Genomic DNA, 20,193 nt, shown 5'->3' on the forward strand with positions numbered 1-20,193 from the left:
ACAAATTAATCTTCATCCTGCAAAGCATTAATTAAGGCAGATACAGCTTCTTGGTTGCCGATTTCTCCTAACGCCTCTGCGGCTCTCCAACGAACAGATTCATCTTCATCCTGCAAAGCATTAATTAAGGCAGATACAGCTTCTTGGTTGCTGATTTTTCCTAACGCCTGTGCGGCACTCGAACGAACAGACTCATTTTCATGCTGCAAAGCATTAATTAAGGCAGATACAGCTTCTTGAATTAAGGCAGATACAGCTTCTTGGTTGCCGATTTTTCCTAACGCCTCTGCGGCTCTCCAACGAACAAAGGAATATTTATCCTGCAAAGCATTAATTAAGGCAGATACAGCTTCTTGGTTGCCGATTTTTCCTAACGCCTCTGCGGCTCTCCAACGAACAGAGTAATCTTCATCCTGCAAAGCATTAATTAAGGCAGATACAGCTTCTTGGCTGCTGATTTTTCCTAACGCCTCTGCGGCACTCGAACGAACAGAGGAATGTTTATCCTGTAAAGCTTTAATTAAGGCAGATACAGCTTCTTGGTTGCCGATTTCTCCTAACGCCTCTGCGGCTCTACAACGAACAAACTCATCTTCATGCTGCAAAGCATTAATTAAGGCAGATACAGCTTCTTGGTTGCCGATTTCTCCTAACGCCTCTGCGGCTCTCCAACGAACAGACTCATCTTCATCCTGCAAAGCATTAATTAAGGCAGATACAGCTTCTTGGTTGCTGATTTTTCCTAACGCCTGTGCGGCACTCGAACGAACAGACTCATCTTTATGCTGCAAAGCATTAATTAAGGCAGATACAGCTTCTTGAATTAAGGCAGATACAGCTTCTTGGTTGCCGATTTTTCCTAACGCCTCTGCGGCTCTCCAACGAACACCGGAATCTTCATGCTGCAAAGCATCAATTAAGGCAGATACAGCTTCTTGGTTGCCGATTTTTCCTAACGCCTCTGCGGCACTCGAACGAACAGACTCATCTTTATGGTGCAAAGCATTAATTAAGGCAGATACAGCTTCTTGGTTGCCGATTTTTCCTAACGCCTCTGCGGCACTCGAACGAACAGACTCATCTTTATGGTGCAAAGCATTAATTAAGGCAGATACAGCTTCTTGGTTGCCGATTTTTCCTAACGCCTCTGCGGCTCTCCAACGAACAGCGGAATCTTCATCCTGCAAAGCATCAATTAAGGCAGATACAGCTTCTTGGTTGCCGATTTCTCCTAATGCCTCTGCGGCTCTCCAACGAACAGCGGAATCTTCATGCTGCAACGAATTACTTAAAAAAGTAACGGTATATTCAGAGTGAGTGATACCCAAAAACTCAACTTTAAGTAATTTATGAATGTCTAACTCTAAAATTAAATCGACTGTTTTTTTCTGATACTCCCGCTTTACCTCTCCTGCCAACCTTGCACCTAACTTTAAATCCACATCTAAGGCTAACTTCATTATTCGCACCGCTTGCTCTTTCTCATTCACCAACCCCAACATCAACGCCACGGGTTCTGTCCACTTCAAATAATTTAAATAATCCCGTTTCAGTTTCTCATCACTAACATTATCAAGCTGTGGGAGTAGAAATTCTGCGGCGTAGTATTCCTGAATCAGCTGGTGGCGAAATTCAATCTGGTCGTCTGTTCGCAATTGAATTAAGTGATACTTGAGCAAATCTTCTAGCCAGCGTCTTGCACAATCATCACTAAAAGCTACTTTGTTCTGTAAAAATGTTGCTAAAACATTCCTAGCTTCCTGTTTAGAAATAGTTAATCGCAACTCAGTCGAATTGTCGCCTTGCATCATGACAAATGCTAGATGCTGCAATAAATCAGCCTGCCAGTTACGTAACCCTTCAGCAATTGGTACATCTCCCTTGAGTTTGTGATACTCTCCAGAGAACAAACGAAACAACTCACCTAAACTAGTAGGAATTTGTTTAGCAGAGTCAAATATCTCACACAGCATCCACAATAACAGCGGCGTTTCCGCCAATTCTCGCAAGCGTCCAGCCAACTGTCGCAGCATTTCATCACCCACCTCTGAATAGGCGCGGACAAAATGCTGCATCTGCGGTTCTGTGAGGGGTTGCATTTCCAGTTTTTTTTCAATACCTAAATCACCCCCCACCCCCAAATACCGCGTAGTAAAAATCATCGGCGTGACTCGGCGGTATTTCTGCCGAAATCCGTCTAAATCTCGTCTAGCTTCATCGTTGGGTAATTCATTCAAACCGTCTACAAGTAACAAAAATCGCTCTGTAAACAGTAGATTTTCAATCTCTCTCGTGTTGAGGTTTAAATTATGGCGAGTCAAAAAGTCTCGAATTAAATCCAGCACCGAAGTTTTGTAGCGTCTTAACTCCACTAGCACGGGAATTTTCTGATTTGGTTCTCTTTGTTTCCCCTTTTGAGCTTCTTCCCACAACAAACGCTCTAAAGCTGTAGATTTCCCTGAACCCGGTTTTCCTACTAGCAATACATGGACGGGTGCGTACTTCCGTAAGCCTTCGAGGATATTCAACCGTTCAATTTTTTCTCTGTCTGGTGCTTCACCTTCTGGTTGCTGTGGTACTGTTTGCATCATCGGACTAAAATCTAAGCGTCTGCCCAATTTTTTGGGTTCAAGTCTTTGACGGTCTATGGCATCAGTTGGCGTGTATAAATCTTGCCAATCTCTATATGTCTCGTCCTCGCTGAGAGATTCTAGATACGTTTGAAAATCTATGCTGTGGTCTGCAACCATGCCAGTTTTTTGACTGAGGACTTTTAAGCGCTCTTTTATATACTACACAATAAAACGCTCAATCCTTTCTATGGTGTCCGTCCTACAATAGTAAAATTGAGAATAGTATTTGTTGCAAAGTATTAAGCGTTTGCTGCAACTGCTTATACATTTGCAAGAAAAACTTAAGCGTTTCTTATAAATCAAGTAATATTAGCTGCAAAGGTTTAAATTTTCACAGTCTCAAACGTAGGAGCGTAGGCGTAGCCCGTCGTAGACATCGCTTTTGCTTGTTGTCTGAGATAATACCTCTTGCATAAATCAATATGAATTGGCTTGACAAAATTATATTTCTTCAATGGGAGTAAATTTTTCGTGATTAATATTCCTAAATTAACTAAAGTTGACCTTTTAGTTTTGCTTTTTGTTTTCATAATTGCTTTAATACATGTACCTTTTCCATTTGCAGGAGATCAAGCACTATTTACAACAGGTGCTGTGGAAATGCAACAAGGAAAGGTACTCTATCGAGATTTTTGGGATTTAAAGCAACCTGGAATTTATTACTTTTATTTCTTAGCAGGAACTTTATTTGGTTTTAATGAGATTGGCATTCATATCTGTGAACTTATTTATATGATGCTTTTCGCAGTAATATTGCAACTGACTCTAAAAAGCTATTTTCGGCATCAGATCATAGCAAGTTTAGTACCTTTATTAACCGTTGGTGCTTACTATGTTTCTTCATATCATCGGCAATTTGCTCAAGTAGAAGGGCTAGTTGGGTTTCCTTTATTTTTATCTCTTTGGCTGACTTATAAATCTTTTAATCAGGAAGGAAAACGAAGATTTATTCAACTTTTATTCTCAGGCTTGATAGGGGGAATTGTCCTGATATTTAAATTACTATTTTTGCCTATATTGGTTGCTTTTTGGCTAACCCTATTGATTCATTCTCTAGTCATCAAACACCAAAATTTTCCAAAAATCTTTATTGAAATTTGTTTGCCAATTTTTATAGGAATTATCTCTCCTATTCTAGTTGTTTTCAGTTACTTTGCTGAGACGAATAGTTTAGCAATTGTATATAAGACATTTTTTGTATATCCAGGTCAAGTGGTTGCCAATGGTAAATTTAATTTATCTAAGTTACTTTTTGGAACAGCATGGTTCTTAAAGAATTTTGTCAGTTTAGTTTTAATTGCTACTGTTGCAGTCAATGTTTCCTTGCGTAAAGATAAGAATTTATTGACTTTGCTACTTGTTGTTTGGTTTGTTTTGGGGCTGGGTGTTATTTTTATACAAACTAGGTCACTCTGGGGTTACCATTATTTACTATTATTTGTACCTACAGGGATTTTAGCAACTAAAGGTTTAGATATATTATGGCAGCCTTTCAAGCAACTGAGTTCCCCACTAATTAAGATTCTAGTGTCATTTTTGTTTTTATTACCTTTATTATTAAATTTTCAATTCAAGAGTGTTGCTCTAATTAAGAATAATTTTGCCTTAACTGAAGATACACGATTGAAATATCAAACTGTATTTAGAGAAGACTATACATCGCTTCGTTCAGAGGTGAAATTTCTCTCTCAAGCAGGAAGTTTGCCTGGTGAGATTTTTGTTGCTGGCGACCCGTCTATTTACTACTTATCTGGTCGGACTCAAGCAACATCACTAAATGCATGGTCACTTGAACTTTTTGTATCTGACCAATGGCCGCAACTTCTACAAGAGTTAGATTTATCCAAGCCTCCTTATATATTTATTAGTGATGATTATCAAACTCTCATTAAAGAAGAGTTTCCCAAGATTTTAGAATTGATTGAGAAAAAATATCATATTTTATCCAAAGGCAATGATGGTATTTGGTATATTGTAAACTGAAAACACTGTAGCTAAAGCACCCTTGGAGTTTCACTATACAATTTTGGATTTTAGATTTTAAATTGTGAAATAATTAGTAGTAATTGCTTTTGGCTATCCATCTGTCGCTATATTTTTTGAAAATGGTATTACCTATAATTTTGCTGCTTGTGCTGGCGTAATTGCTCTACTATATATACCTGTAACTCTTGCTTTTCTCTGTTGCTGGCATTTCGTTGATAAGTTCTTCCTGTTTCTTGAATAAACCGACGTTTCTCGCTTGGAGAAGATTTGAGTTTACCTCCAGAACCTGCGAGTTTTTGCTGTAATTCTTCCCATGTTTTTTCGCCGACACTTTCACCTAGTTTTACCAGTACCTTTGGCAGTAATATTTTTGCCTCTCTTTCAAAATCCTCTTCTGTCTCTAGGGCAGCTAAATCTATATTGCTGAAGTCGATATTGATTTGAAACTTACTCATGGCGTTTATTTATTCTATTATTAATGATTTTTACCACAATAGAGAGAAAATGTCTTTCAAATTTTCACCTATGGCAATACTAGATTTATGAATTCAGGAGTCAGAATCTCTTACGATCGCTATATTGATTGATCAAATCTTATTCGGAATTATTTAACTATTCTGACTCCTGACTCCTGGATTCTGTTAGCGCAGCGGGGCGTAGCCCATTCTCACCAAAATGCTATCTTAAAGGCAAGGTCATTTGCTCAACTTTTGAGGAAAACGCTATGACTACAACGCTCATAGAGACTAATTCTATCGAGTCATTGCTAGGTAAAGAGGCAGAAGACCTGCTTACTTACAAAGCAAAGGTTTCTCAGGATTTATTACATTTGCCAGGGCCGGATTTTGTAGATCGAGTTTGGATTAATAGCGATCGCAATCCTCAAGTATTGCGTAATCTTCAGTTACTCTATTCTACTGGTCGTTTGGCAAACACAGGCTATCTGTCTATTCTCCCGGTAGACCAAGGCATCGAACATTCCGCCGCTGCCTCTTTTGCGCCGAATCCGATTTACTTTGACCCAGAAAATATTGTCAAGTTAGCGATCGCCGCAGAATGCAATGCTGTTGCTAGCACTTTGGGAGTATTGGGTATCGTATCACGGAAATATGCCCATAAGATTCCCTTTATTGTCAAAATCAATCACAACGAATTGCTCACCTTCCCCAATCAATTTGACCAGGTATTGTTTGCTGATGTCGAACAAGCTTGGAATTTAGGCGCGGCTGCGGTTGGTGCAACAATTTACTTTGGTTCAGACCAGTCTACCAGGCAAATTCGAGAAATCAGCCAAGCCTTTAAACGCGCCCATGAATTAGGCATGGCGACTATTCTCTGGTGCTATCTGCGGAACAACGCTTTTAAACAAGATAAAGATTACCACCTTGCAGCCGACCTCACCGGACAAGCAAATCATTTAGGTGTAACCATTGAAGCCGACATCATTAAACAAAAGTTACCAGAGTGTAACAATGGTTATGGAGCAGTTGTCAAAGCTACTGGTAAGAGTTACGGCAAAACCGACGAACGAGTTTACACAGAATTAACAACAGACCACCCAATTGATTTGACTCGTTACCAAGTACTTAATTGCTACTCTGGACGTGCGGGGCTGATTAATTCTGGTGGCGCCACCAGCAAAAATGACTTCGCCGAAGCAGTTCGCACCGCCGTCATTAACAAACGCGCTGGTGGTTCGGGATTAATTTCTGGACGTAAGACATTCCAGCGCCCCTTTGAAGAAGGTGTGAAGTTATTTCACGCCATTCAAGATGTTTACCTATCACCAGATGTGACCATAGCTTAGGGCATTGGGTATGGGGTATGTTGTCTCCCCTTCCCCTCTGCCCCTGCTGCCTTAATAATAAGTGTTTAACCGGACGTGATTATGAGGTGCAGATAATTGTAGGGGCACAACATGTTGTGCCCCTACCCGTTTTAATTTACTCTGGACTCATCACTGAGGAAGGTAAAATTAAATAGAGAACTTTAACTGATGTGCCGTGCCATCATCAATAAAACTCTGTTCGCCAACGCCGACTAACTCCACAATAATTTCACGCGTTGCAGGTGAAAACTCTCCTTCTCTGGCTTCAATTTCAACAATGGTTTGTTCACCTTGTAAATAAACGCGGTAAGTTGTTGTGCAAAAGGCTCCTGTTTTATACTCAAATGTATGACCGTCATCTTCATAAAGGGTAAATTCACCTACGCCCTTCCAAATCCGTAGCCTCATTTGGTCTATGGGACGTTCATCTACGTATTGCATGACTGGTATCATGGGAATAATGGAGCCACCACGGACGTATAATGGCATTTTCTCAAGTGGTGCGTGTGCCAAGATGTGGGTTGGCCCTGTAAAAGCCTCACCACTCCACCAGTCATACCAGCGACCTTGAGGTAAATATACAGCACGATGTTCAACACCGGGGCGATAAATTGGTGCTGCGAGTAATGATGAACCAAGCATTACTTGGTCTGCGGTGGCGAAAGTCGTGGGATCATTGGGAAAATGATAAAGCAGGGGGCGCAGAATTGGTGCGCCAGTGGTTGCAGCTTCCCAGAAAAGGGTGTAAATGTAGGGCAGTAATCGATAACGGAGTTGAATATATTCGCGGCAAATTTTTTCAACGCGATCGCCAAATGTCCAAGGTTCATGTTGTGCTGTGGTTAATGCTGAATGTGCCCGCATCAAGGGATAAAGCATTCCTAGCTGCATCCAACGAGCAAATAATTCCGCCGTCGCATTCCCCGCAAACCCCCCAATATCAGCGCCCACAAAGCCAATGCCTGACAACCCCAGATTACACAGCATTGGTATGGACATTTCTAAGTGTTCCCACAGAGATTGATTGTCTCCTGTCCATACTGCTGACCAACGCTGAATACCAGCGAATCCGGAGCGTGTTAAGAAAAAAGAGCGTTCTGTCGGGCGGGATTTTGCAAGTGCCTGATAAGATGCCTGTGCCATCATTAGCCCATACACATTATGGGTTTCAGCGTGGGTAGTTCTCTCATCACTTGGCCCTTGGACTGCATCAAGGGGAAAGGAAATTTTGTTACCAGGGTCACCAAATGGGCGATCGTCTAGTGCCGGTTCATTCATGTCATTCCAGATGCCGGCAACACCAACCTCAGTTAGGCTCTTTAGTAAACTTCCCCACCAATCTCGAACTTCTTGCCGCAGATAATCAGCAAACACAGCTTTGTCAGGCCAAACATAGCCGTGAAATAGCTGGCCATTGGTTTTACGGATAAAATAATCGTTCTTTAATCCCTCATCAAAGACTTTGTAATCTGCCTCTGGCTCGTACTTGACCCCTGGATCAACAATTGTTGCTAGTTTAAAGCCATCTTCTTTGAGATTTTGGATTAATTCTTTCGGATTAGCAAATCGTTTGGGACTCCAGGTAAAAACCCTGTAGCCGTTCATATAGTCAATATCTAAATGGATCACATCACAGGGAATTTGCCGCTGACGAAATTCATGCGCCAGTTTTTGTACTATATCTTGTGATTCATAACTCCAGCGACACTGGTGGTAACCTAATGACCATCGAGGTGGTAAGGGCATTCGTCCGGTTAGCTGGGTGTACGTCTGGAGAATTTTTGCGGGTTCTGGCCCATAAATAATGTAGTAATCTAGTTCACTGCCTTGAGTTTCCATCCCCCAGACTCCAGGCTGCTGGGCGCCGAGATCGAATCGGCTCCAAAAAGTAGTATTGAAAAAAAGTCCGTAGCCTAATCCCGGACGCAAGGCGATAAAAAAGGGAATCGCCTGATACATGCTGTCTGTTAAAATCCCGTAATCAAGCGCATCAGATGTCCAGTTGGTTCTCACTTGCGATCGCTGATCTAGCAAGCCAGTGGGTTCACCGAAACCATAAAAATGTTCGTCGGTTTCTATGCGTTTCCACCCAGCAACAGTACCAGTGCGCCACCCCATCCCCATGTCTGCGTCCTGGGCAAAGGGCTGTCCTGCTGAGTCGAAGCACTTGATACGACAAGGATTGCGGGAGATGACAACAGACAATTGCTCAGTTGTAATTTTTATAGTCTCTGCTTTTTCGTGTACCTGAAACGGCACTTTAGACCATTCTTCATCCGCCTGTGCCACTGCCCACGATCGCCTGGGTAAAAATTCACCTGTTGGGGTCATCCGTACCCGAATTAAGTTCGGTGCTAGAATGCTAATTTTCAGACAGGGATTGCCGCATTTTAAAAGGATATGGCGATCGTCTTGTTGTATTGCTTGTACTGCTCCCAGAATTGACCAAGCCGGCTCAGTTGTGTGCAATTGTCCAAAGTATTGCGGCATAATCCCTGATAAAAAGATAACTACTTTCCCAATTGAGAATCACATAAACTACTGCCAAAAGCTTGTATCTTCAGGCATACCACAGACTGAATTTTACAGCCGTTTTCAGGTATTTACGAGGATGGAAACTTTGACGGCAGTTCCAACCAAATAGGAGATTAACTGTATATCAAAAGCTTCTGCCTTTCGATACAGTGCTAATGGATACTTGGTATGCAGTCAATAATTTAATGCTTTATATCGATATAGCGGTTCTCGTTTACGTGAGGTACACGCGTAAGGGCACGGCACTGCCGTGCCCCTACACCTTGCGATATAATGTTGTACCGCATATGAATGGGAACCGCTATAGTCTAGATAAAATTTTTTATTGTATTTTAAAGACTAATCGTTTAGTTGATGATACTTTTGGCAAAGAAAAATATAAAAGTATTGAATCATTATCATGGAGCAGTGATGACTTAGAATGTGGTAAAATCATAAAAATTAAAGCATTCCCTGCTGATAAAAAAAGTGAAACTATTCCGGGTTACTATCTCTACCGATAGAACGGATTATGTCGCAACAAATGATATATCTCAAAGTTCCACAGATGTTACACAAAAAGTGTGTAAGAACCGTTGGAAAATAGATTCCTGTTCACAGGTAAATAAAACAATTAACTGGCATTGAATCATGTCAATGTCGTCAAGCCCGTCTTCAGAGAAATCACATTGCTTGTGCAATGTTAGTTTGGCTGAGGCTAAAAAATTTAGCCTATAAAACCGGTCAAACTATTTATCAAATCAAGCATAATCTGCTTTCTAATTATTTAATCGAGCAACTAAAACGTCCGGATATTGCTATGTCAATGGCTTAGTTTTTAGGCGCTCGGCGCGCCATTGCTTATGCCAGTTGCGTCGTAAGTCTTGAAAAAAATAGATTTGATTTTAGTAATATTTATTTGCCAACATCCCTTCTATTAAATAATAATTCAATACCTTCTTTCATATTGGATATTAAAGGTGATACAAAATAATTTAAGAGTAATAAAAAAATAATTATAACTAATATAATCATATCCTGTATCCATTTTATCAAATCCTTTTGCAAAATAGAAACAGAATTTTTTATAGGTTTAAAAACTTCGTCAATACTTTTGGTCAAAGTATCTACACCTTCTTTGACATTCTTTAAAGGTGTAAATAACGGATCAAAAATATTACTAAGATTTAAATCTATACCTATACCATTAATACCGAATTTTTCTAAACCCGAATTAATTGTATCAAAAGCATCATCTATAGGTTTAAGTGCTGATGATAAAGTACTACTAACTACAGCAAATGAGCTAGTAATCTCAGAAATACCACCTTTGACATTATCCAAACTTTTTTTAGTATTAATTATAGAATTTCTTACAATATCTATTTGCAGCTTTAAATCTTGTTCTAAATCATTGATAATTAAATATCCACTAAAAATTATAATAAATAAAAGAATGAAAGGTGTTAAAGCTCTGATTATAAGTAATAAGCCAATTATTCTTTTATTCATTTTAATAAAACTAACAGTTCAAGCTTACATTACCACATTATTCATGCTTACCTACTTATTTATTTAGATGACTAAAATAAATTTTTAAGCTAACCACTTTCTAGCCTTCAACTAACTTTATATTTGCTGCATTGTTCAGGCGATCGCACACTGCGAGAAATCCGGAAAAAAAGGGATCGTCATCGTAGGTAGTATCAGATAGGAAGAGTGTTACAGAATTTCTATCAGCACTCCAAATACAACGTAGTATAGTGATATTAGGGTGATGTGATATATCTACAGGTAATAATATTGGACACCCTTCTACTTCAAAAAATTCTGGCTGGTCGTATCTTAAAACCGATTCCCAATCTTCTGGTCCTTCATGTTTCTCAATAATTCTATCCCACCTAACTAACTTAATTTTTTCTAGAGTTTCTGTCGATAAATCTGATAATTTCATAGCTTTCATTACACTAAATACGTTTTGATAATTAACGTAACATATTTACTTGTTCAGGTTGCTGTTGTGGTATGCTAAGCAGCCACTTAATATGTAAGATATTCAATATTAATTAAAATAATGACCCGATATTTTTGGTTTTTAATTGCAATTATCCGCAGCTTGAAATTTTTTTTGGGTGGCAAGTCGATCGCAATTTTAATTAAACAACGAAAAAATAGAATATTTAACGTTGTTGCCTTGTCTAGTTACTCTATATTATTCCTGCTAACATTATTTGTTTTTGTTATTTTTTTACCTGTCTTCAAACCATCTAATGCAATTGATTTGCCAGATCAGTATTTGTCTAGTTCAAAATCAGATTTAAAAGATTCACTGCAACAAGGAAAAATTCTTTATGAAGCAGGGCGATTAATAGAAGCGCAAAAGCTATTGCAAAGGGTATCTCAACAATATCAATTACTAGGGGACAAACTTCGGCAGGCAGTAACACTTAGTAATCTTGCTTTGGTTTACCAACAACGTGGCATGTTTGCTGAAGCAACTATAGCAATTAACGACAGTTTGAAATTGCTAGGTAATCAAAATTCAAAACAACACTTACAAGTTTTTGCTCAAACACTGGAAATTCTAGGAAGTGTGCAACTGAATCAAGGAGAGTCTCAAGAAGCATTAGAAACTTGGCAACAAACTGAGGTCAAGTATGCAGAAATTAGCGATTTTAGCGGCATTAATCGCAGTCACATTAATCAAGCACAGGCATTGCAGATACTGGGATTTTATCGTCGTGCTTTAACAATGTTGATTCAAGTAAATCAAAATTTACAATTTCAGCCAGATTCTTTGACTAAAGCTGTAGAATTGCGATCGCTTGGAGATGCACTCCAATTAACTGGAGATTTAGCACAATCGCGTCAAGTCCTCCAACAAAGCTTACAAACTGCCGAAAAATTGCAATCTCTGGCAGAAATCAGTGCAACATTACTGAGTCTGGGCAATACTTCTAGAATTGTACAGGATTACGAAAATGCGATCGCCTTTTATCAACAAGCGATCGCTAAAACTCCTTCACCACTCACCAAAGTCCAAGCCCAAATCAATCTTCTGACTGTTCTATTGAATACACAGCAGTGGACAATTGCACAACCCTTGCTCCGAAAAATCCCCGTAGAATTAGATAATTTACCGCTTTCTCAAGTAGCGGTTTATGCTAGAATTCATTTTGCTCAAAGCTCGATGAAAGTATTAAACAATCAGGTAACAGACAAGGAATCTGCTGCTAAAATACTTGCTACGGCAGTCAAACTAGCAAAAACACTCGGCGACAGACGAGCAGAATCTTACGCCATCGGGACTCTAGGTAACTTGTATGAGGGCGATGGACAATGGTTAAATGCCCAGAAGCTAACACAGCAAGCACTGACTTTAGCTGAATCTGTGAATGCACCAGATATCGCCTACAACTGGTATTGGCAACTAGGACGTTTGTTCAAACAGCAGGGAGATACTAAAAAAGCAATTGCAGCCTATGATGCTGCTGTTAATCAATTACAGGCTTTAAGAAATGACCTTGTAGCACTGAATCGAGATGTACAATTTTCATTTAAGGAAAGCATAGAACCTGTTTATCGTGAATCAGTAGCATTGCTTTTATCCCAGGGAAATCAACTCACAGAACAAACATTAGATAAGGCACGTCAGCAAATTGAAGCACTCCAATTAGCAGATTTAGATAACTTTTTTCGGGAAGCTTGCTTAAATGTTACAAATGTTGTGCTAGATGAAGTTGTAGACCAAGATAATCCTACAACTGCTGTTATTTATCCGATTATTTTGCCAGAACAATTACAAATTATCGTCAAAGTCCCTAAAAAATCTCTGCGACGTTATTCGGTAAATAAATCTCAAACGGAAGTCGAAAAAACTTTAGGACAACTGCGAGATTATTTGACTGAACCAGACAGAATTGAGGAAGTACAAACTCTTTCTGGGCAAGTATATGGTTGGCTGATTCAACCAATTGAGTCTGAGTTAGAACGTAGCAATATCGATACTTTAGTATTTGTTCTGGATGGTGCATTACGAAATGTGCCGATGGCAGCATTATATGACGGAAAACAGTATTTAGTTGAAAAATATGCTGTTGCTTTAAATCTAGGATTGCAATTACAAAAGCCCAAGTCTTTAGCACAAGAAAAATTGCAAGTTTTGGCGGTCGGATTGGTAGAACCGCCATCGAAATTTCGACAATTTCCGCCTTTACCAGAAATTAAATTTGAGTTTGACTTAATTGCAAAAGCAGGGATAGCAACTACAAAACTTTTAGATAGAGATTTCACTAGTAAGGCATTAGAAGGAAAAATTAGTTCTATTCCATTTAATGTTGTTCACTTAGCAACTCACGGACAATTTAGTTCTCGTTCTGAAGATACATTTATTTTGGCAACAGATGGCCCAATTAATGTCAGTGACTTGGATTTGCTGTTACGCCGTCGAGACGAAACACAATCACAAGCCTTAGAACTTCTCGTCTTGAGTGCTTGTCAGACAGCAGAAGGAGACAATCGGGCAACACTGGGTTTAGCTGGGGTTGCTGTGCGTGCAGGTGCAAGGAGTACAATGGCAAGTCTATGGAATGTCGGCGATCGCTCCACTGCAATTTTAGTTGGTGAGTTTTATCATCAGTTAGTTTCTGCCAAAATTACAAAAGCTCAAGCCCTGCGCCGCGCTCAATTAATGCTATTACAAAAATATCCAAACTACAGCCGTCCGGGGTATTGGGCGGCTTATGTTCTTGTTGGTAATTGGTTGTAATTAACCGAACGTTAATTTTATTTGCGTCATCGTATCAGAGATTTATGGCGATCGCTTCCACATCTTCTACAGTCAATGCCAAAGCATCAGCTACTTGTTCTCGGTTTAATCCCATACTCAGTAGTCGAGGTACTGCTTGTTGCAGTCGTTGTTGTGCAGCTTGAGCTTCTTGTTGTGCAACTTGGGCTTCTTGTTGTGCAGCTTGAGACTGTGCCATTAATTCCCCAAATGTCGTAAAAGGTTTACCATTTGGGTAGGAAAGTTGCCAGTGTTCACCAGAGACATCAAAACCAATTTGCAGCTGTGGACTAACCCATTTTTGACCAAAATCTACCCAGTCTAAACCATATTCACCGCGTAACCAAACTTGTAGTTCATTATTTGCTGGGTTGTACATATAGTATTCTTCCACACCATATTGACTGTAGAACAGCAACTTCCGAGCCATTTCTACTGATGTGTTGACTGGCGAGAGGATTTCAAACACTACTTGGGGCGGTTGATTTGCTTCTTCCCACTGTTTATAAGAAGAACGACGACCTTTTGGACGATTAATGGCAACCATCACATCGGGTGCATATTTAATCTTATTATTGCCCTCAACTGGATACCAGAATAAATCACCAGCGACGAAAACATTTGGTTCATCTGCAAAGAGAATATCTAAATTACCCTTGATCAGCACAATCATTTCAAAGTGTTCTGTATTATTTGCCATCGGCTGATCGTCAGATTCTGGATAGAAAATCTCCGCAGGTGCAGAAGATTCGACTTGGGAAACCATTGCTGTCACCTCCACTCATGTTTTTATTTTAGGCGATCGCTCTACTGCATCTTAGTTGGTGAATTTTACCATCAGTTAGTTTCTCGCCAAAGTTACAAGAACTCAAGCCCTGCGTCGCCCACAATCAACCTGCAATGCGATCGCATTAACAATACCTTCTCTGCGAGACGCTACGCGAACGCCATTTTTTTGTAGGTTGGGTTAAGCGAAGCGAAACCCAACGTATTTTAGGATTTACGCAAAAACTCTCTGAAACTCTTATTTCTTTGTGTTCTTTGCGCCCTTTGCGGTTCGTTTTTTCATCATTTTGCGTAAGTCCTGGTATAGCAAAAGCCTTGGTGGTTAGGACATTAACAGATGATAAAACCTAGACACAAAAAGACTTTTCACCCAGTCACCAGTCCCCAGTCCCCAGTCCCTTGCTATATTTATTGGGTTTCGTGCCTCAACCCAACCTACAAATCAGGGCATTTTTCGATTTGGCAAAGGTATTGATTAAGAAATTTTACAAATACTGCTGAGGTAAAAAGTACCTTGCATAGACCTTAGTAACGCACGTATGGATAAGTGTGACATTCCAACGTTGGCTGCAACAGCCCACGTCTCACAAACCTAGAACACACAAAAACACAAAATTATGACTATTATTTCTGGAACTATTACTGTTGGCAACGACATTATTGTTGCCGATGGGGCAAATGACTTCATTAATGCTTTGGCAGGCAATGATTTCGTCAGGGGTGGCGCTGGCAACGACACCCTAATTGGTGGGGATGGCAACGATACCCTCAATGGTGAAGCTGGCAATGACTCCCTTGATGGCGGAAACGGTTCTGACACCCTCATTGGCAGTATAGGCAATGACACCTTAAATGGAGGCAGCGGCTTTGACCGAGTTGAAGAGTCAGGCAACGTTGACTTCGCCCTGTTTAACACATTTCTGTTCGGTAACGGCATCGACAGCCTAATCTCCATTGAGAGTGCCTCCCTTACAGGTGGCATAGGCAATAACTTGATTGATGCGTCATTGTTTACTTTGGGAGGTGTTACTTTAAATGGCGGTGCTGGTAATGACACCCTACTAGGTGGAACGCGCAATGATACCCTCACAGGTGGTGCTGGCAATGACATCGTGAATGGTGGCAATGGCTTGGATCGGCTTGAGGAGTCGGGCAATGTTAACTTCATATTGAGTAATACTACCCTGACAGGCAACGGTACGGATAGTTTGATTGGAATTGAGAGCGTATCCCTGACTGGGGGCGTAGGTAATAACACCCTGAATGCCTCAGCATTTACGTTGGGAACTGTGACTTTAAACGGTGGGGCTGGTAACGATATCCTCCTGGGTGGAACACGCAATGACTTTCTCACGGGTGGACTTGGCAATGACCTGTTGGTTGGCGGCGATAGCTTTGACCGGGTGATTGAAGCGGGTGATATCAACTTCACTCTCAGCGGTTCGACTCTCATCGGCAACGGTACGGATAGTTTGAGTTCCATTGAGCTAGTTCAACTGACTGGCGGTGCAGGTAACAACCGACTTGATGCTTCTGGCTTCACCATTGCACAGGTTAGATTCGATGGTCAAGATGGAAATGATATCCTCATCGGAGGATCTCAAGGTGACAACCTCGATGGTGGTAGGGGCAACGACAGCCTTGATGGTGGAGGCGGTGATGACTTTATCACTGACTTTGGTGGCGGCAATGACACCCTCAGAGGCGGCACAGGTAATGACCAACTTCAAACTGCTGGTGGTGATAACCTGCTTGATGGAGGGGAAGGCGATGACGGACTCTTTGCTGCTGAAGGCAATGACACCCTGTTAGGAGGGTTGGGTAATGACGGACTCTTTGGAGGATTAGGCAATGATTCCCTCGTCGGTGGAGATGGTAATGACATCCTCCGGGGTCAGGCCGGCAGCGATATTCTGAATGGCGGTGCGGGCATTGATGAGGTGGTCGTATCATTGAATGCAGATGTCAGCGTTATCCTAACTGACTCTATCATTATAGGTGAAGGGATTGATACCCTGATTAGCATTGAACGAGGAACGCTGCTCGGTAGCACTGGTGCCAACAGCTTGAGTGCAGCTAGTTTTTCCGGGTCAGTGTTCCTCGATGGCAATGATGGCAACGACACCCTGAATGGAGGACGCAACAATGACACCCTCTTCGGTGGATTTGGCAATGACATTCTCAGTGGGGGCAGTGGCAATGACAAATTGACTGGTGGCGCTGGTTTCGATTCCTTCACTTTCAGCACTGGCAGAGCTTTTAATACTGCCGATGTTGGTCTTGATACCATCAATGATTTTACAAGCGGTGATAAAATTGCCCTATCTAAGACTACATTCAATGCACTCGAAAGCTTAGTAGGTGGTACCCTACTACCTTCTGACTTTGAGGTAGTCGATAGCTTCTTTGAGTTATTCACAAGTAATGCTGAGATTGTTTACAACTTTGTTAGCGGTGATTTAGCTTACAACCCGAATGGCTCTGTGCTTGTTGGTGGAAACTCTGGCGAGGCGATTATTGCCAACCTGGTCGGGTCGCCTAATAATATTACTGCTAGCGACTTCATTATTGTATAGGAGAGTAAAAGGGACTGGGGATTAGGTATTGGGGACTGGATAATCTGAAAATATGACTTGATCCGTGAGATACTTATGCAACAAGCGCCATCTGAATATCCATACAACCCAGCATAAAAATCTCCTTCCCCTTCACCTATTTCCTCCACTTGGCGAAACTCCAAGAACAAAGTGACTCCTTTATTTTCAAAACAAAACTATTGGTATTGGCTGCAAAAATTGGGGATTACTATCAGTAGTCTCCCAGTTTTTTGGTCAAATTATTCACTTGCCCAAATTATCCCGGATAGTACTCTGCCAAGTAATTCCAATGTCAGACAACAGGACAACATCAGCATTATCGAAGCAGGAACTAAAGTAGAAGGTAATCTTTTTCACAGCTTTCAAGAGTTTTCTGTTCCTAGTGGCGGTACAGCTTTCTTTAATAATGCTACCGATGTTCAAAATATTATTAGTCGGGTAACTGGTGGCTCAGTTTCTAACATTAACGGATTAATCCGGGCTAACGGTAGAGCTAATCTATTTTTAATTAATCCTAATGGCATTATTTTTGGACAGAACGCTAGTCTGAATATTGGTGGTTCTTTTTTGGCAACTACAGCTAATAGCTTAAAATTTGCTGATGGTAGAGAATTTAGTGCAAAGGTTCCTCAAAGTACACCTCTACTAACTCTCAGTGTGCCAATTGGATTACAATTTGGTACAAAAACAGAGCCAATTCAGGTTAATGGTTCTGGAGGATTAAGTTTAGACACTGATAAATCAATTGATAATACTGTAGGTCTTCAAGTACTACCAGGAAAATCTTTAGCTCTTGTAGGCGGTAACGTCAGTTTAGACGGTGGAATTTTGCAAGCGACTGGCGGTAGAGTTGAATTAGGAGGATTGGCAGTAGCAGGAACAGTAGGATTGAGCTTTGATAGCAATCATTTACAGTTGAGTTTTCCTGCTGATGTAGCGCGAGCAGATGTATCGTTGGCCAATGCTTCTGCAATCAATGTCGTTGCGGAAAATGGTGGCAGTATTGCTGTTAATGCTCGAAATTTAGACGTTTTAGGAGCAAGTACTCTTGTTGCTGGGATAGGTTCAGAATTGGGGGAAGTTGGCTCTCAAGCAGGTGATATTACACTGAATGCCACAGGGGCAGTTAAATTTGAAGAGCGATCACAAATTATCAACAGTGTTAATTCTAATGCTATAGGCAATGGTGGAAATATAACCATCCAAGGTGAATCGATCTTATTTACTCGTTCCACGTTAAGTTCTTTTACTAACGCCAGAGGAAATGCAGGTGATATTACACTTCAAGCCAAAGATTCTGTAACCTTTCAAGATAGTAGCGGTACATTCACCTTTGTCAACAGTGATGCAGTTGGTAATGGAGCAAATATTATTATCCAAGCTGCGTCCTTCTCCTTGCTCGATGGCTCTGCATTTGTTTCAACTTCAGATGGACAGGGAAATTCAGGTAATGTGACTGTTGATGCCAAAGGGTCTGTAACTTTTGCTGGAGTGGACACTTCTGGCATTCCTAGTGCTGTGTTTACCAACTCTAGTAACACTAGCAAAAGCGGAGATATAACTATCCGAGCAAGTTCACTTTCCTTGCGTAATGGCGCTAATTTGGATACTAGCACCAGCGGTTCAGAAAGAGCCGGGAATATAACGATTGAAACTAGTGGTTCTGTCTCGTTGACAGGGGTAGATGGTGGAGAATTTCTGAGTGTGATACGCAGCCAGGTTAATTCTTTTAGCACTGGCTCTGGTGGAAATATTACCATTAAAGCTAGTTCGCTGTCGTTGGAAGATGGCGCTCAGATTAACTCAAATACACAAGCTCAAGGAAATGCTGGCAATATAAAACTGGAAATTAGCGGTGCTGTATCGTTAGCAGGAGTGGACAAAAATGGGAATGCTGGTGGTGTAGTCAGCAGTGTACAACCTGAAGCAACAGGCTTGGGTGGTGATATTAACATTCAGGCTAACTCACTGTCTTTTCGTGATGGTGCGAGATTATTTGCTAGCACTTTAGGACAGGGAAATGCAGGCAATATAAATGTTAATGTCAGAGATGCGATCGCCTTTGATGGTACTAGTAGCAATAATCGCCCTAGTGGCGTATTCACCACTGTAGAGCCTAACGCAATTGGCAATGCAGGCAATATAAATTTCACAGCCCGTTCTATTCGTTTAGATAACCAAGCAGCTATTTCAGCAATTACGACATCGGGTAATGGCGGTAATATTAACTTGCAAGTGCAAGACTTATTACTATTGCGCCGCAACAGTATTATTTCTACCTCAGCAGGCACAGCAGGGCAGGGTGGAGACGGCGGTAATATTACAGTTAATGCTCCCAATGGTTTTATTGTTGCTGTCCCTAAAGAAAATAGTGATATCACCGCTAATGCTTACACAGGTAAAGGTGGCAGAATAGATATTAAAGCTATTGATATTTTTGGTATTCAGCCTCGTGAAAGTCAAACTTTGATGAGTGATATAACTGCCAGTTCAGAATTGGGTGTCGATGGCAGCATAGAACTTAATACACCTGATGTTAACCCCAATCAAGCATTAGTAGAACTACCCAAAAATTTAGTTGATGCTTCAGAAAAAATAATTCAAAGCTGTACTCCCAGGCGCAGGCAAAACAATACTTTCATTGTCACAGGACGTACAGGAATGCCTTTGAGTCCAAGGGAACCATTGCGACAAAGGGCTGTGATTACTCAATGGATAACACTAGATGAGGAGGCAGATACACAAGTAAAACCAACGCGCTTACCTGAAAAACCAAAACCAATTGTTGAGGCTCAGGGATGGGTTGTAGATAAGCGTGGTGATGTTCACCTTGTTGCTCAAGTACCTCAGGAATTGAGAATTCAAGAGTCAGAATGGGCTACGCCCCGCTACGCTAACAGGAGTCAGAATAAATTTTGTACTGCTGGATAAGCAAAATGCCATTTTACTTGCTAAATCTACCGAAATGAGTAAGTGAAATGCCATTTTACTTGCGGAAAACACTAAAATGAGAAAGCAAACTGGGGTTTGAATAAGTCAAATGGCATTTTGAGAAAGCAAACT

11 protein-coding genes and 1 pseudogene are annotated in these 20,193 nt (G+C 40.9%); 6 read left to right on the top strand and 6 right to left on the bottom strand.

Features of this window, described 5'->3' with window-relative positions; genetic code table 11:
* Positions 1 to 5: 5 nt before the first annotated feature.
* Positions 6 to 2,750: a HEAT repeat domain-containing protein gene (locus IQ276_RS25680; RefSeq protein WP_235115970.1), complete on the bottom strand. Its 2,745-nt coding sequence runs from the start codon at positions 2,748 to 2,750 to the stop codon at positions 6 to 8.
* Between the two features lie 354 nt (positions 2,751 to 3,104).
* On the opposite strand from IQ276_RS25680, the gene IQ276_RS25685 reads away from it, so the two are divergent.
* Positions 3,105 to 4,616, top strand: coding sequence for a glycosyltransferase family protein (locus tag IQ276_RS25685; RefSeq protein ID WP_193914818.1), 1,512 nt, complete (start codon positions 3,105 to 3,107; stop codon positions 4,614 to 4,616).
* Between the two features lie 128 nt (positions 4,617 to 4,744).
* Here IQ276_RS25685 and IQ276_RS25690 read toward each other — a convergent pair whose 3' ends face one another.
* Positions 4,745 to 5,074: a hypothetical protein gene (locus IQ276_RS25690; protein WP_190883019.1), complete on the bottom strand. Its 330-nt coding sequence runs from the start codon at positions 5,072 to 5,074 to the stop codon at positions 4,745 to 4,747.
* Between the two features lie 269 nt (positions 5,075 to 5,343).
* Between IQ276_RS25690 and IQ276_RS25695 the strand changes: the two genes are divergently transcribed.
* On the top strand, positions 5,344 to 6,426 hold the full coding sequence (locus IQ276_RS25695) for a class I fructose-bisphosphate aldolase (protein WP_193914816.1): 1,083 nt from the start codon (positions 5,344 to 5,346) through the stop codon (positions 6,424 to 6,426).
* Between the two features lie 168 nt (positions 6,427 to 6,594).
* Here IQ276_RS25695 and IQ276_RS25700 read toward each other — a convergent pair whose 3' ends face one another.
* Positions 6,595 to 8,937 carry a glycoside hydrolase family 31 protein gene (locus tag IQ276_RS25700; protein WP_193914814.1) on the bottom strand — a complete coding sequence of 781 codons (2,343 nt, stop codon included), beginning with the start codon at positions 8,935 to 8,937 and terminating at the stop codon, positions 6,595 to 6,597.
* A 350-nt stretch (positions 8,938 to 9,287) separates the two neighbouring features.
* On the opposite strand from IQ276_RS25700, the pseudogene IQ276_RS25705 reads away from it, so the two are divergent.
* Positions 9,288 to 9,796: pseudogene (locus IQ276_RS25705) on the top strand (IS701 family transposase); the annotation flags it as partial.
* An 80-nt stretch (positions 9,797 to 9,876) separates the two neighbouring features.
* Here the strand turns inward: IQ276_RS25705 and IQ276_RS25710 are convergent.
* Positions 9,877 to 10,473, bottom strand: coding sequence for a hypothetical protein (locus IQ276_RS25710; protein WP_193914813.1), 597 nt, complete (start codon positions 10,471 to 10,473; stop codon positions 9,877 to 9,879).
* A gap of 100 nt (positions 10,474 to 10,573) precedes the next feature.
* A complete protein-coding gene (locus IQ276_RS25715) occupies positions 10,574 to 10,915 on the bottom strand; it encodes a hypothetical protein (protein WP_193914811.1) in 342 nt (113 codons plus the stop codon).
* Between the two features lie 120 nt (positions 10,916 to 11,035).
* Here IQ276_RS25715 and IQ276_RS25720 point away from each other — a divergent pair, with 120 nt between their 5' ends.
* Positions 11,036 to 13,729, top strand: coding sequence for a CHAT domain-containing protein (locus IQ276_RS25720; RefSeq protein WP_193914809.1), 2,694 nt, complete (start codon positions 11,036 to 11,038; stop codon positions 13,727 to 13,729).
* 34 nt (positions 13,730 to 13,763) lie between these two features.
* Here IQ276_RS25720 and IQ276_RS25725 read toward each other — a convergent pair whose 3' ends face one another.
* A complete protein-coding gene (locus IQ276_RS25725; protein ID WP_193914807.1) occupies positions 13,764 to 14,513 on the bottom strand; it encodes a Uma2 family endonuclease in 750 nt (249 codons plus the stop codon).
* A gap of 637 nt (positions 14,514 to 15,150) precedes the next feature.
* On the opposite strand from IQ276_RS25725, the gene IQ276_RS25740 reads away from it, so the two are divergent.
* Entirely contained in the window at positions 15,151 to 17,109 is a 1,959-nt protein-coding gene (locus IQ276_RS25740; protein WP_193914805.1) for a beta strand repeat-containing protein, read from the top strand.
* Positions 17,110 to 17,280: 171 nt separating this feature from the next.
* Positions 17,281 to 20,061, top strand: a complete 2,781-nt coding sequence (locus tag IQ276_RS25745) for a two-partner secretion domain-containing protein (RefSeq protein WP_193914803.1) — start codon at positions 17,281 to 17,283, stop codon at positions 20,059 to 20,061.
* Positions 20,062 to 20,193 lie beyond the last annotated feature (132 nt).

Source organism: Desmonostoc muscorum LEGE 12446, from assembly GCF_015207005.2.
Classification (GTDB): Bacteria; Cyanobacteriota; Cyanobacteriia; order Cyanobacteriales; family Nostocaceae; genus Nostoc; species Nostoc muscorum.

Coding starts and splice junctions, on each gene's coding strand:
- IQ276_RS25680 (WP_235115970.1), bottom strand. CDS start 2,750: ATGGTTGCAGACCACAGCATAGATTTTCAAACGTATCTAGAATCTCTC.
- IQ276_RS25690 (WP_190883019.1), bottom strand. CDS start 5,074: ATGAGTAAGTTTCAAATCAATATCGACTTCAGCAATATAGATTTAGCT.
- IQ276_RS25695 (WP_193914816.1), top strand. CDS start 5,344: ATGACTACAACGCTCATAGAGACTAATTCTATCGAGTCATTGCTAGGT.
- IQ276_RS25700 (WP_193914814.1), bottom strand. CDS start 8,937: ATGCCGCAATACTTTGGACAATTGCACACAACTGAGCCGGCTTGGTCA.
- IQ276_RS25710 (WP_193914813.1), bottom strand. CDS start 10,473: ATGAATAAAAGAATAATTGGCTTATTACTTATAATCAGAGCTTTAACA.
- IQ276_RS25715 (WP_193914811.1), bottom strand. CDS start 10,915: ATGAAATTATCAGATTTATCGACAGAAACTCTAGAAAAAATTAAGTTA.
- IQ276_RS25720 (WP_193914809.1), top strand. CDS start 11,036: ATGACCCGATATTTTTGGTTTTTAATTGCAATTATCCGCAGCTTGAAA.
- IQ276_RS25725 (WP_193914807.1), bottom strand. CDS start 14,513: ATGGTTTCCCAAGTCGAATCTTCTGCACCTGCGGAGATTTTCTATCCA.
- IQ276_RS25740 (WP_193914805.1), top strand. CDS start 15,151: ATGACTATTATTTCTGGAACTATTACTGTTGGCAACGACATTATTGTT.